Raw genomic sequence first — 13,827 nt, forward strand, 5'->3', positions numbered from 1 at the left:
TATAAAGAACCTGATTGGACTAAAAGAATAATAGTAAAGAGGATTTTATTTATGAGCAATAGCAATCAGCACGAGTACTTCTATTTATTCTAAATCTCCTCCTTACTTCTTTGTCTGAAGAACATTAATAATTAGGTGTAACAGATACTGTATTGATAATAAAATTACTCCTAAAGTGTTAGATAGAAGGAAGCGGTATAGTCATGGTATACTAATAACAAACATGGAAATGATGGAGGGTATTATGACAAAACGATTAGATTTGCGTGTCGACTTTGCATTTAAATCACTATTTGGCACACATGGAAATGAATCTATTTTAGCTGCTTTTTTGAACGCAGCACTCCGTTTTCCAGATGATAAAAAAATTCAGACGGTGCAGTTATTAGATCCGCATTTTAATAAAGAAAACCAAGAAGATAAACGCTCTATTTTAGATGTGCACGCACAGTTAGAGGATGGAAGCCGAGTTAATATTGAAATTCAGCTTAATAACAAACATGACATGGAAAAAAGAACACTCTATTACTGGTCTAAAATGTACAGTAGTCAAATGAAAGAAGGAATGGACTACGGAGAGCTTTGTAAAACGATTACCATTAACATTGTGAACTTCCGTTATTTATCTCATATTCATGATTATCACTCCACTTTTCAGTTATATGAGCGAGAGCAGAAATTACTCTTAACGGATATGCTGGAAATTCATTTTATGGAGTTACCTAAGTTATTAATAAAATGGCGTAACAGAGAGGTAGATCCACGGGAAGATCAGCTTGTGCGATGGTTATTATTACTTGAAGCATCCGAAGATGAAGAAATCACTCAGGTATTGGAGGAGATTGCGATGCAAGAAGATCAAGTATTAAAGAAAGCAATGGACGAGTGGGAACGTGTTAGCCAAGATCCGGAAGTGCTACTAGCATATGAAGCACGAAGAAAAGCATTATTAGATGAAAAGTCAGCTTTAAAACGAGCTGAGAAACTTGGAGAAGAAAAAGGAAAACAAATAGGTGAAGAAATAGGCGAAAAGAAAGGTATCATCAAGGTGGCCTTAAGTATGATTCAAAAGGGTTTAGATACTCAAACAATCGCTGAATTTACAAACCTTACACCAGAAGAAATTGATAAATTACGTCACCAATAATCATAATTAAAAAAGGGACTGCCTAACAAATTAATTTGTTAGGCAGTCCCTTTTTTAACTTCCTCATTATCAGCACATCTAATTTGAAGTTTATTGTAATTGAGTTAGCTTATCTTTATTATGCAGCGTAATAAATGTTATTGCGTACTATAGTAGGAAAATATAAGTCTTATATTTTTTATTAAATTGAAGACCTTTTCTTATATATCCCCTTTTAAGTTGCACTAGCATTTTTCTTTTTTTTCACAGGTAATCCGTACTTATTAGAGTTTTCTTTTATTTTTTTTGCGATTTCTTGTGCTTCTTCTTTCGTCATTTTCATACAAAAGACTCCTCTCATGTTCTAGTATTATAAGTTTTTTCCACTATCTCAAAAAAATATACATGCTCCTCCCTCCCCTGCCATATACATGTTTTAGGTATGTACAAAAAGTCATTGTCCTAGAGATAATTTTAGATTTTAGGAGTGATTATGTGAGAATAGAAGAGAAGAAAAGAAAAATTCGAAGTGACAAAAAACGAGATGTAAAACCATCTCTTCCAATTGATCTTAAAGAATGTGTTTATCGATTGTCTTACATTACAAATACACCTGTAAAAAATGTAGTTGAATCAATTTGTATATCAGGCCTTGCTTCTTCAAAAGTAATGGATTACCTATCAAATTATTTTAGAAGAGGATTTAGCTTTGGCAGCACTGTGTACATGGGAGATATGTCCAAAGAGCCAATTAGACACCTATACAAAAATATTGAGAAAGAGCGTGTCTCTACGCGTTTAAAAGATGGACATGGAGAAACATATGATATTTTGAAACGCTTAGCTTATGCTTTAGATTGTTCTCCTGCATTAGCAGCATCTTTTTTAATTGAAGCGAGCATAAGGAATTCTGATTTTGTTGATGACTACATGACTCGGCATTTAGAAGAAGAATTAGATCAGGGAAGAATAAAGGAGTTAAAAGAGGTATTAAAATTCATTAATAAAAATAACCCTTATAGGGAAGAGTACAGTTTACACAATTTAATTTCTTATATTATGGATGAATTAAAGGTAGGAGCAACTAGCTTAGGATCTTCTGTCCAAAACTGGTTAGAAAGTATACAGCATAAAAAATAGTTCGACCTAAAAAACCTTTGAATTTACGATTCAAAGGTTTTTTGCTTATCTTTTATTTCGTTAAATAAAATTTTTGCGCCTAACGGACTTAAAACCATGTTATTTGCATATCTGCGGTTTTGAGGCGTTATCTCGCCTGTAATCACACATTTGTTATATTCTTCGTATTTTTTTATTTCTATATGATCATCTTCCAATAAGATTTCTACTGAATCGCCTTTAGCTATATCCATTCCTTTTCTTAGTTCAATGGGAAGCACTATACGTCCCAAGGCATCTATCTTTCTTAATGTACTTAGTCCCTTCATCCTAACTCTCCTTTTATATGTTCACAAGTGTAACTTCGATATTATACTATAAATGTATAAATTAACCAATGTAATTCTTATAAACTAAGCTTTTGGAGACAAGGATTAGAACTTTTTCTTAGATTGCTCTTGTACGTAAGTACACGTACGCGCATGTTCACGTGAAAAGAAATGATCTTGTTTATGATAAACTTTCACTCCACAAGAGGGGCAAGCAAAGAAACCCACTTTAGGACCTTGAGTCACTTCGTGTGCATAAAACTCACCAGCTGTTTCAAACATCACTACATGGTTCGCTTTCTCAACCTTAGCTCTCATACAAGCATCTCCCACCTTATTTTGAGTTTAATTCCATAATAAGGGTTAATAGGGTAAATTGTAAAAGAAAATGTATAGATAGATACCTATTACGGAAAAAACAGCATTTTTATGCCAATTATCCATAGACATACAGATCTAGTTACACATGCATTATATCTGACGTGTAGCTTTTATACATAAGCTGATAAGAAGACGAATTACCATTTTTAAACTATAATAGTAATAGGTTTTTATTACTACGAATATGTAAAATTTACATGATATATACCCTAGCTTTATTTAGCTGACAGCTTAAATAGATAAGGAGGGGTGGTTATGTTCTGGTGGAAAAACCCTAAAAGATCTAAGTTTGGGAGATGGTTAGATCAAGAAGGTATTGCTCAGGTTGATTTTGCAGAGCGAAGTAAAGTATCAAGAAATACCATTTGGCGCATTTGTAACAATAGAGACTACATACCCTCGCCTGTCATTATGAAAAAGGTCATGAGTACTGTGCGAAGAATGGATAAAAACAAGCAAATTCAAGATTTTTTCGATATATAAAAGGCACAATCCCTGTGCCTTTATTTGTTTTTTGTTTTTAAAAATAAATAAAGACCATAATCTGTTGGAATCGAAGCGTATCCCATTTGTCTTAACATAGCTGTAATATTACCGCGATGGTATGTACCGTGGTTGGAAATATGAGGTAATAAATCGTTAACGCGTGTTTCCATTGTTCCACCAGCTGGATTCTCAATTATGATTGATTTATTTAAGTTTTCTTCTTGATTGAGAAATTCTTTGTATCGTTCTGCTAATTCATGAAACATTATTCTCATTTCCTCTAGGTTTTTCCCCTCTGTTTGTTCTTTTTGTTGCTCTGCTAACTTTAATGCGTAATTCATACTTTCACCACAAAAAACTTCTAACCACCCAAGATCAGAAAGATAAACATGGGATAATACAGAAGATATGGATGAGAAGACGCTTCCGACTTTCTGGTGGTACGTATCTTCCGGTAATTCTTTTAATCGTTTAAATATTTGTTCATTTGCCCATACGTGAAAATCAAAAAAATTTAATGTGAAGTTGTTCATATTAAAGTCTCCCTTTTTTTTATTGCTTCTCTATACGCAGCAATCTTGTTAGTTTTCTACGACTAACAAAAATCCCTTTTAAGGTATCCTGCTCATGTTCATTTAATTAAAAAAGTTATATAAAGTACCTATGAACGTTTTATAATAAACTTTAAATATTAAGTTAACACAAATTCTCTTCATGACAAACACATAGAAGAACTGTATACCTTGCTAATTATATGAAGATGCTTCCTTGGTATATCAAACGCAGATTTTAATAGTATTAAACAAATTCTATGTTTTAATGTGTTTCTTATTAGCATGTTCTAAGCATGCGATTAGATTTCAATGTTCTAAAACAAAAATGCATAGCTTAGTTCTATATTGCATGGTACAATATAGAACCCTGTAAATAATTTGAACAATATACAAAACTTCAGAAAACCCTGTGTTCTTAGAGATGCAGGGATTTTCTAATGATTAATTAATGCTTTTCCATACATTTTCTATTTAATATTTAGAAAATGATTATCAGGATAATCGCCTTTGGACACTGCATACCGAATAGGCGTAATTACAATAATGGTAGCTTCTAGTCAATTTATCAGTATTTAAACAAAAAAAAGCGACCTTATTGGCCGCCGTAATCCTACTCGTTATTTTCAAATAAATTAAAAGAAAGTTGCTCGGCTTTTTTCCTATGGTAATAAGCATTTTTAACTCGTTTTACTCGTTCTCTATTTTCAATGTAATAATCTCGGTCACGAATAGAAATGCAAGCTTTACAGTATGGTCCAAGGTGACCGAACCCATCGTTTTTATGATGATAGTTCTTTGCATATTTTAATTCGCCGCATCCACGGCAAGTCTTAGCGACAACTTGTCCGTCAGCGTCTGTAAAGTATACGAATCCTCTCGGCTTTTTTCTTTCCTCATACTCCTGCGCCAGTAGTTCTTCTCGTAGACTCATATTCGCTCACCTCCTCGGTTGCCTTGGTATTGCTACTTATTCTCTTTTATTATACGAATTAATTCCATTCGATACCAGTATGCAAATCCATTGCCTTCTCCGCGTATGACAGTTTCGTCTCCTGCAGACGTCTGGATTGATTCAACTTTATCTAATTCTTTCTATGTTAATGATTACACTGTTTCCAGAACCCTTTGCAAATGCACAGATAAAAGGTGTATAAACAGGCTACCTTTCATTATTTTGAGGTAGCCTGTTTTTGTGTGATTACAAACGCTTTTCTAGTACTCTATGTTAAGTTGATTTTAATTCTCCCAGAAGAGGAGGTGGTTCTTGACCTTACTTCTTTTGTTTGTTTGGAAGCCCCTTATATTTCCATAATTAAACTAGTTGATTAATTAACCTTCCAGTATATATAATTAATTGTAGAGTTGTACTCTTTATAAAATTTAACTGGTTCTATATTTAACTAAGTCTTTAGGTAGTAAAACATCAGTAATAAGCACAATTAGTCAAAAAGAATCTATAGCAAGAAAGGGCGAATATCTATGAAAAGAAAAATCACTTATCTTTCCATTGGTTTAGTTGTAATAATCATGATAGGTTTTCTTGGTTTCTTTACTTGGTCACAACAAACGTATGAACCATCTCAAAAACTTTATACACTCGTGAATAAAAAGGACATTAAGTATGAAAAAGATTGGGTTATTTTCAACTCAAAAAAGAATAATCGAGTGGGAATTGTTTTGTATCCTGGAGCAAAAGTAGAACCGGAAGCGTATAGCTATTACGGTAAACAATTAGCAAAACAAGGTTATTTAGTGGCTATACCCAATGTGAACTTTAACTTTGCATTATTTGACTCTAACAAAGCACAGGAGATAATAGATGCCCACTCCTCTATCCATAAATGGGTCGTAGGTGGTCATTCCTTAGGGGGAGTTACTGCATCTAAGTTTGCTTATAATCACTCTAAAGAAATTGATGGTGTATTCTTGTTAGGTTCTTATCCAGATGAAGGAACTGATTTCTCAAATAAGAAGCTTCCTATGCTTTCGATTTATGGTGACAAAGATGGTTTATCAACCGTAGAAAAAATTGAAGATACAAAGCATTTATTGTCCCAAAAAACAACCATGCATGAAATAAAAGGTGGTAACCATGGTCAATTTGGCATTTATGGAGCACAGAAGGGTGACTCTAAATCGTCTATATCTGTAAAGAAACAACAGGACGAAATGGTTACTGTCACTTCAACATGGATAAAAGAAAATATTAAATAATTAATGGTTTGTTATAAGAGAATTTTGTTGAAGGGTGATTTTTATGAGTTCAATAGATCTTTTAATCAAAGCTTTAAGGGCAAAAAACATTCCAGTTCAAAAGATAAAAGTAAAAAATAGTACGCGCAATGAGTGGAAAAGTTACCAACTGCTCAATGAAAAGAATCAATTGTTAAATGTGACATTGAAATGAATTATGATAATTAACTCTTAGTGTTTGCTGAGATAGTTAAGGAGAAAAAAATGATTGATACGATACTCTATTTTCTGTTTAGTATTTGTTACTTAGTGCTGCTTCTTTTTAGCATAAAACTTATTAAAAAAAGACCAGTACCCTTTTATATGGCATTTCTACCTCTTGTAATAACTGGTTTAATTTATGATAATGTCATCCTTTCTATAGGTTCATTTATTGGAGAAGGTAATGTCCTTTTCCTTCTCAGTATGTTTCGTTTTTGGTTTCATGCATTATTTACGCCTACTCTTGTACTTTTTGCTTATGGAGTGGCTAAGCATTTCAATCTTCAATGGGCTAACAAACTTATATTCAAAATCATCTTCCTCATAAGTACACTTACTCTTATGAGTTACGAGATTGTACAAACGATTAATAAAGAGCCAAAAATAATTCAAGATTATGGTATTGTTCGCTATACTCTTGTAGGAGGGTCTGGTCCGCCCTTAATGGTTATTATTGTTGCATTCGTTTTGCTTATTGTTGGGATATCCGTATACCGCAAAATGGGATGGAATATAATGATGATTGGAGTATTACTTATGGTTGGGGGAAGTGCTATACCATTTAACCTTCCAAGTACAGCTGTCATAAATATATTTGAGGTGTTTTTTATCTTTTCTTTATTCTTAACTCAGCGTTGTGTTACTTTTTCAACACATGATAAAGATTAAACTAATGCTTTTTATTCTTATGAGATACTCCACTTAACAAGATCTTCATTTCAAAATATAAGTATATATCCAATTTTATAAAATTGGATTAGAAACGTCCGCCGTCAAGTTTTTGCTCAGCCATTTTCACAAGACGCTTAGTGATTTCGCCACCTACTGATTCGTTTGCACGTGCAGTTGTGTCAGGTCCCAGTTGTACTTCCATTTCTTGTTTCATTTGATTAACTGCTTATGCGAAACAAGGCAACACCTACTAACCAGGAAGTTCCCTTATTTCGCTAGATAAAAATACATCGTTAAGAGAAAAGTTATAATATGATAAATTAGAAAAAAGGTTAAAGTACAGTTAAACTAAAAAAGAGAAGGTTTTTAACCTTCTCTTTTCCTACAGCATCAATGATTAAGCTTTTTCTAATGTCATTCATTATAGTTTATTCATTACAATTTATATATAATTATCGATTCTTAAGCATCTTATCGTTATAACCAAACAGCCATGTCAGAATAAATGATACAGCAAAGGCAATCAAATTAACAAAAATATAGATAAAAATCTGATTATTCAAGTACAATAATAATCCTGGAATAGCTGTAACAGACATTCCTGTTGCTTTTAGATGAAAAATCGAGGCTAAGAATCCCCCTACTGCTCCTCCTATAAGACCCATTATAAAGGGTTTAAAGAACCTTAGGTTTACTCCAAATATAGCCGGTTCTGTAATTCCTAAAAAGGCTGAAAATGCTGATGGGAATGCTAATGCTTTCACTTTTTTATTTTTAGATTTCAATCCAACTGCTAGCGTTGCAGCCCCTTGAGCTACGATTGCGCTAGTAATTAATGGATTGAATGGATTAAATTTTGTATCAGCTAATAATTGAATTTCAAGTAAATTAAATATATGATGAACGCCAGTAATTACAACAACTTGTTGTAGGCCACCAATAATAATACCAGCTAAACCAAACGGTAAATCTAAAATTGCTTTTGTGCCTGTTAGAATTATGTTTTCTAATGAATGAAAGACTGGTCCGATAGCGAAGAGACCTAATGTAATCATGATCAATAATGTTAGAAATGGCGTGAGTATTAAATCAATTGAATCGGGCACTTTTTTACGAATCCAACGCTCTAATTTTGCCCCTAAAAGACCTACAAAGAAAGCTGGTAAAACAGAACCCTGATACCCTACAACTGGAATAAATCCAAAGAAGTGAATAGGATGTGCATCTCCTGAACCTACTGCATATGCGTTTGGAAGTGCTGGATTTACTAACATTAATCCCAAGACAATTCCTAGAACAGGGCTTCCACCAAATACTTTAAAGGCTGACCATGCAATTAATGCTGGTAAGAATGCAAAAGCTGTATCTGTGACAACTTGTGTAAACATTATAAAGTTTTCAGGGATATCATTGGGTGTATAACCCAACCAATTTAACACTGCTTCTTGAGTTAGTACCCCACGTAAACCCATAAATAATCCGGTTGCAACAAGAACTGGAATAATTGGAACGAAAACGTCACCAAAGGTTCGAATAGCTCGTTGAAAAGCGTTTCCTTGTTTCTTAGCTTCTGCTTTTACTTCAGATGTAGACGTGCCTTTAATACCCAACTCATTCACTGCTTCATATACTTTATTAACAGTTCCTGTACCAAAGATAATTTGGTATTGTCCTGAATTATAAAATGCACCTTTTACTTTCTCTATATTTTCGACTGCTTCTTGATTTACTTTTGTTTGATCATGTACCATAATACGCAATCTTGTTGCACAGTGAGCAAATGATGAAATATTTTCTCTTCCACCTATTGCCTCAACTACTTTGCTAGCTATGTCTCTGTAACTCTTTTCCACTTGATGATAACACCCCTTTGATGATGAGAATATAATGAAATTGTAATAAGAAAAAAACTAATATTCCTGATTCGATCGCGACTATATTTCTTGCCATCTATAAAAGATATAGCTCGAACAAATAGGAACCGGTTCCAAAAAAGCTAAAAAAACAACATATATATAATTAAATGTTTCCTTTCATAGGAGCCAATTTCGTTAAATAAGAAGTTTAATTGGAACCGGTTTCTTTCGCTTATTATAGTTTATGAAATAAGGAAATGTCAACGCTTTCTTTTGTTAGTCAGGGATTCTAAATTCCAGATCTTTAAAAACAAACATAGCTATATAAAAAAGAAGGTACTTGAAGGACGTCATTACGCATATAAAGCTTGTATTAACGCGGTAACGTCACTGAATTAGCTACTGATTAGGTAACGAAGCCGCAATTCTTTAGATACTATGTAGCTACTGCAGTAAGCTTGCCTATACACTCAAAAAACACCGAAGATTTTATTTAACTGCAACTAAATATTTAAAGAAGGATTTATTTTACTGTTATTGAATCTATACAGGACGGTTTATTTCAAATCTCAATTGCAGAGAGGGGAAATGATAATGGCCACTGGAAGAGAACGGGCGGCAAGGAGTATTTTGGGTCAATCAGGATTGAGGAATAGGAATCCAGACAACGCTACGTTTGATGAAAAAGGAACAAAGTCTCGTACCTCAAATTTTGAAAGAGTTGCGACTCCTCGTGAGGGTTCTACTCGAATAGCAAGGATGGCAGAAGAATATAGAGCTGAATATAAAAGAGTAAAAAGAAGAGAACAATTTTTGCAAGACACAATAGATTTATTAAGTGATTGTAATAACAAGCAGTCCGTTAGAGAGTTAAAGGAATTAATTAATTTAGCAAAAGAGCGATTAATAATGTATCAAGGTAAATAGAAATTATTCCTTTTTTTATTCCTGATATAGTATAACACTAATACGTTCACATACACATTTGTGTGAGTACATTTTTGTTAGGAGAGAGCAGCCAGTATATGATGGTTGCTCTCTTCGTTTTTAAGGAGATATAATTACATAAAAGATTAGTTTAGGGTATTCACTCTGAGAGATGGTTCAAAGAGAAAACTTAGAATTGATTACGACAAATATGGGCTTTTTCTAGAAAGTGTGTAAAAAGTAAAACTTCTTTCGATAATAAGAGTTCGTATTGTTCCAAAAACTGTTCGTAAATGTCATGTGTTAGATTAGAGTCGTTCGTATATTATTTATATACATAAACGAACGCAAATAGGCGTTCGCCAAATGAAATTGGATTTTGTCCGTAAAAGTATACTTTTACGGACTGTGTATTTGACTTTGTTTCAAAACATTAAAGGTGTAAACATTCTATTATTCATTATTTTTTTCTTTGTCAGGTATATTCTTAAAAACATTTTCTCCTGGATCAAATCCCTCTGGTCTCCAATAGTGTTCTTCGTACTTACCTTCTTCAAATATCTTTCTAAGATAGCTGATAGCATCAAACCATGTACTAAATACTAAGAATGGATAAGGAAGGCTACCTTCATCATTCCATACAATCCACTTATCTTCTTTAGATTGTGTAACAAGGTAAGAAGCATCGGGAGGCATTTTGAATATCTCATATGTATTCTCAAGAACATCATCCCAAGAGTTAAAACCTAATTCTTTAGCAAAAGTTTGATATTCCTTTAAAAATATATTTTTTACGAACCTAGAAACACGCCCCATTATCTAGTCCCCTTTCTTTTACTTAAATATCAAGTAGTCGGTCATTAATTTGTACTACTTTTGAGTCTTCTGGAAAAGTTGAGCATACTTCTTGTATAGATGAATATCTATCCTCGTTTGAATACAAGAAAAACCCTGCTCCATCATGGAAAATAGTTATGAATGTAGTATCTTCTTCCGTTTTAAAAATAGGGATAGATACGTTTTTCCATCTGCCCCATTCCTTAACTCTCTTGAGCTCAAAATTTAAATTTTGAGAATAAGAAAGCGAATAAAATTCGTTCATATTAGCAAGGTAAAAGGTATGTTCTAATGCTAAGGACAATGTACGCGCGTCTTTAATTGATAAAGTAAAACATCTAGGGTGATAGGTAAACCGTTTAAAAAATGTATAGTAAGCTTGTTTTTCCTCTAATAATTCATACCTATATTCTATACCTAATTCATTAAATTCCTTTTCAAATTCCTCTGCCATCATATCATCACAAAGAAACGTAAGATATAAAGGATACCTATCCTGCTTAATTAAGAAAGCGAGTAAAAAATCCCTTTGTTCATCCATATCGTCAACGCTTTCCATTGTTTCAGATATAAAGTAAACAGAATCGATAGGTCCTTCCAATTGAACATAATGCCCTACCATCTCATCAAACTCCGCATTTAACTGCTCTTGTTGAATCCAAATCTCACTCATATAAAACCTCCTTTACATATAAAAGAACCTGCAACAGTAATTTTTCCTATTTGACCTCAAAGATTTGCTGCGTCTTATATAGAAAAATAGTTAGGGTTCGAATTTGTATGTCTAAAACAGCCGTACAAATAACATCTGGTTTCTACTTGAGGCTTATAATCTATAATAGGAGCTTTTCCCTCATAAACTTCTCTAACTGCATTTTTAATAAAAGTAATCTCTTCCATCGTTTCTTCTTCGTATTCTTCTTTAAAATCTTCTTCCTCCTCTGGATCTTGAATGACTTCTTTCATCTCTTTTTCTTTTCTTTGAATAGTCTTAGAGGCAAGTTCTTCAATTTCTTTTGTTTTTGAAAGCTTCCATAAAGAATAAAAATAAGTCGGAAGAAATGCTTCTGAATAAAAATCCCAATCTAACTTAGAGTAAATGTTAACAAACTCTTCATAATCTCCCAGAATATAATATATCTCTGCTATATCAGCTTCTAATGCTTCTTCCTCTTTTTCGCTCAAAAAAAGTAATTCTTTTGCAACTTCTCTTGCTTCTGATTTCCTTCCTAGTTGTGCTAGACAAATTCCGTAGCTAAGTAACGGAAACAAACCATAGTTGTTAGAGGATCGTAGTTGGTGCGCTTTATAAAAACATTCAGCAGCTTGAGGTAACATTCCTTTTTTGTAGTAACATAACCCCAGATTACTTAAATTTTCTAGGGAAGGTGTTAGATTAATGCCTTCTTTTAATACATTTATTGCTTCTTCATACTTTTCTTCTTTTATGTATATTTCACCCATCAAATTATAGGGAAAGTAATGATCAGGTTTGTTTTTCAATAAATCTTCCACTATATCAAATGCTTCTTCATCTGCAATTTTCCATGTATAAGACACAGATTCTTCTTCTTCTGTCTCTTCTTCGAAATTTCGCGTTTCTTTAGTATTACTCGTAGCCTCTATAATTGGTTTTCCCTCTGTAAAATAAAAATAGGCTAAATTATAAAGGGGTTGAATAGAAGGTTTCATTTCAGCAGCAGCTTGTAGTTGAAAAAATGCTTCTTCATATTCATTTGTCTCCATAAACACTATAGCAAGCTCATTTCTTAGCTTTACGTTGTGAGGGTCCTGTTCAACTTGCTCCTGCAATTGAAGCGAAACCTTTTCAAAATCTATTTCATCATACTTGCTCATATTCATACTCCTTCTAGACATTAAACTCAATTTCATCTGTAGCATTAGTAAAGTTCCTTATGTACAAGAACAAAATAAAAAGCCACCTAGTATTTGCAGGACAGGTGGCTTTTTACTATAAAATGCATGTGCAGACATATAATAACACATTATTTCCATATAGACTATATTTTACCGTACAAGCATATGAATAAAAGGTGCGCTTTTTATTCATCTTCCTGCTTATGATTCCTCAAATCATCGTTGATAAATCAAGGATGTATAAAAAGCTGCATAATCAATAAAGAGGACCCTTTTGAGAACCTTTGCCTCCCAAGGGTTCTCTTTTTTGATGTGTTCCGGAAAGAGACATTATGTAAACTAAGAATGTATAGATTATACAGCGTAAAAACAGAAAAACTCCCCCAATGCGTTAAGGAAGTTTTCTGTGTAAAATTCGAATAAGAAAGTCCGTAGATGCCTCACGGCGTCTTGAGTAGTTTGCTCAAGATGCAGCATAGTATGTATGTTTAATTATCGTTATTGAACTTTTTAGTTATTCGTCTTTCTAAATCCTCTAAAGCGTTTCGTAACCAAAGAGTTTGAGCAAACGCTGCTAACATAGATACAAAACCCATAATTAAGATAAAGCTCAGCTTATTATTTATTTTTTGATACATATTAGCTTTAAGCCACCTTTAACTTTTTACATAGTATTCTCTTCTATGGCCTTTTTATTATAAAGGTTCCTAAAAAATTCATTATGTTAACTACCTTTGTATATCATATTCATTAATTTCTCACTCCTTATTTAGAAATATAAAGGGTGTTTACTATGATAAAATTGTAGCAAGTAGAAAAAATTGTAACGGGAGTAAATTATGAAAAATAAAGATTTCTTATTGTCCATTGTTTTAAATGTGTTTTTAGCTTACCTCTGGATCTTTCTTATTTATTCAATTTTTGATTTCGTTAAGCTAAAGGATAACGCTTTATTGTTTGGTATAGTTTTAGCATTCATAGGTACTCTACTCTTTGCAGAGGTGATAAGAAGAGTTAACCCCTTTATTGAATACAAAACTACTCATCCTGTAAAAGTTGCGGGCTTTATATCTTTTGGCCTTATTGCTGTGGTCAATTTATATTGGATAACTTTTTAAAAATGATAATAAAAATTGAAACAAGCAGCTTAATTTAAGCTGCTTGTTCTTTTAAGTGCCGGTAATATGGATTATGGTAACTAAGTTTAT

General features: G+C 32.9%; 15 protein-coding genes and 1 pseudogene. 7 read left to right on the forward strand and 9 right to left on the reverse strand.

Going from position 1 to position 13,827, the window contains the following annotated elements:
- The first annotated feature begins 244 nt into the window (after positions 1–244).
- Both ACMX9J_RS24580 and ACMX9J_RS24585 read left to right on the forward strand, forming a co-directional pair.
- The gene (locus tag ACMX9J_RS24580) at positions 245–1,147 is read left to right on the forward strand and encodes an Rpn family recombination-promoting nuclease/putative transposase (RefSeq protein WP_047751996.1); all 903 of its coding nucleotides are present in this window, start codon (positions 245–247) and stop codon (positions 1,145–1,147) included.
- Between the two features lie 474 nt (positions 1,148–1,621).
- Complete coding sequence (locus ACMX9J_RS24585) at positions 1,622–2,266, forward strand: hypothetical protein (RefSeq protein WP_377259669.1); 645 nt, start codon at positions 1,622–1,624, stop codon at positions 2,264–2,266.
- Between the two features lie 23 nt (positions 2,267–2,289).
- Here the strand turns inward: ACMX9J_RS24585 and ACMX9J_RS24590 are convergent, their stop codons facing one another.
- Both ACMX9J_RS24590 and ACMX9J_RS24595 read right to left on the reverse strand, forming a co-directional pair.
- Entirely contained in the window at positions 2,290–2,574 is a 285-nt protein-coding gene (locus ACMX9J_RS24590) for an AbrB/MazE/SpoVT family DNA-binding domain-containing protein (protein ID WP_221816161.1), read from the reverse strand.
- A gap of 105 nt (positions 2,575–2,679) precedes the next feature.
- Positions 2,680–2,892 (reverse strand): hypothetical protein, encoded by a 213-nt coding sequence (locus tag ACMX9J_RS24595; RefSeq protein WP_047751999.1) that lies wholly within the window; start codon positions 2,890–2,892, stop codon positions 2,680–2,682.
- Positions 2,893–3,210: 318 nt separating this feature from the next.
- Between ACMX9J_RS24595 and ACMX9J_RS24600 the strand changes: the two genes are divergently transcribed.
- Complete coding sequence (locus ACMX9J_RS24600; protein ID WP_047752000.1) at positions 3,211–3,438, forward strand: helix-turn-helix domain-containing protein; 228 nt, start codon at positions 3,211–3,213, stop codon at positions 3,436–3,438.
- 20 nt (positions 3,439–3,458) lie between these two features.
- Here ACMX9J_RS24600 and ACMX9J_RS24605 read toward each other — a convergent pair whose 3' ends face one another.
- Both ACMX9J_RS24605 and ACMX9J_RS24610 read right to left on the reverse strand, forming a co-directional pair.
- Positions 3,459–3,974, reverse strand: a complete 516-nt coding sequence (locus tag ACMX9J_RS24605; protein ID WP_047752001.1) for a DinB family protein — start codon at positions 3,972–3,974, stop codon at positions 3,459–3,461.
- Between the two features lie 631 nt (positions 3,975–4,605).
- Complete coding sequence (locus ACMX9J_RS24610; RefSeq protein WP_047752002.1) at positions 4,606–4,926, reverse strand: hypothetical protein; 321 nt, start codon at positions 4,924–4,926, stop codon at positions 4,606–4,608.
- A gap of 548 nt (positions 4,927–5,474) precedes the next feature.
- On the opposite strand from ACMX9J_RS24610, the gene ACMX9J_RS24615 reads away from it, so the two are divergent.
- Together ACMX9J_RS24615 and ACMX9J_RS24620 are read left to right on the forward strand one after the other, a co-directional pair.
- On the forward strand, positions 5,475–6,209 hold the full coding sequence (locus ACMX9J_RS24615) for an alpha/beta fold hydrolase (RefSeq protein WP_047752003.1): 735 nt from the start codon (positions 5,475–5,477) through the stop codon (positions 6,207–6,209).
- Between the two features lie 243 nt (positions 6,210–6,452).
- A complete protein-coding gene (locus ACMX9J_RS24620; RefSeq protein ID WP_416226334.1) occupies positions 6,453–7,118 on the forward strand; it encodes a hypothetical protein in 666 nt (221 codons plus the stop codon).
- 88 nt (positions 7,119–7,206) lie between these two features.
- Here the strand turns inward: ACMX9J_RS24620 and ACMX9J_RS24625 are convergent.
- Together ACMX9J_RS24625 and ACMX9J_RS24630 are read right to left on the reverse strand one after the other, a co-directional pair.
- Positions 7,207–7,347 (reverse strand): annotated as a pseudogene (locus tag ACMX9J_RS24625) (small, acid-soluble spore protein, alpha/beta type); the annotation flags it as partial.
- Between the two features lie 226 nt (positions 7,348–7,573).
- Positions 7,574–8,974 (reverse strand): sucrose-specific PTS transporter subunit IIBC, encoded by a 1,401-nt coding sequence (locus ACMX9J_RS24630; protein WP_144635593.1) that lies wholly within the window; start codon positions 8,972–8,974, stop codon positions 7,574–7,576.
- Positions 8,975–9,571: 597 nt separating this feature from the next.
- Between ACMX9J_RS24630 and ACMX9J_RS24635 the strand changes: the two genes are divergently transcribed.
- Positions 9,572–9,904, forward strand: coding sequence for a hypothetical protein (locus ACMX9J_RS24635; RefSeq protein WP_047752006.1), 333 nt, complete (start codon positions 9,572–9,574; stop codon positions 9,902–9,904).
- Positions 9,905–10,357: 453 nt separating this feature from the next.
- Here the strand turns inward: ACMX9J_RS24635 and ACMX9J_RS24640 are convergent, their stop codons facing one another.
- From ACMX9J_RS24640 to ACMX9J_RS24650, 3 genes are all read right to left on the reverse strand, one after another.
- A complete protein-coding gene (locus ACMX9J_RS24640; protein WP_221817286.1) occupies positions 10,358–10,720 on the reverse strand; it encodes a hypothetical protein in 363 nt (120 codons plus the stop codon).
- 22 nt (positions 10,721–10,742) lie between these two features.
- Positions 10,743–11,414 carry a hypothetical protein gene (locus tag ACMX9J_RS24645; RefSeq protein ID WP_416226335.1) on the reverse strand — a complete coding sequence of 224 codons (672 nt, stop codon included), beginning with the start codon at positions 11,412–11,414 and terminating at the stop codon, positions 10,743–10,745.
- A gap of 74 nt (positions 11,415–11,488) precedes the next feature.
- Entirely contained in the window at positions 11,489–12,598 is a 1,110-nt protein-coding gene (locus ACMX9J_RS24650; RefSeq protein ID WP_416226336.1) for a tetratricopeptide repeat protein, read from the reverse strand.
- Between the two features lie 860 nt (positions 12,599–13,458).
- On the opposite strand from ACMX9J_RS24650, the gene ACMX9J_RS24655 reads away from it, so the two are divergent.
- A complete protein-coding gene (locus ACMX9J_RS24655) occupies positions 13,459–13,737 on the forward strand; it encodes a hypothetical protein (RefSeq protein ID WP_416226337.1) in 279 nt (92 codons plus the stop codon).
- Positions 13,738–13,827 lie beyond the last annotated feature (90 nt).

The organism is Priestia sp. RMT2NF4 (assembly GCF_047872835.1).
GTDB lineage: Bacteria > Bacillota > Bacilli > Bacillales > Bacillaceae_H > Priestia > Priestia zanthoxyli.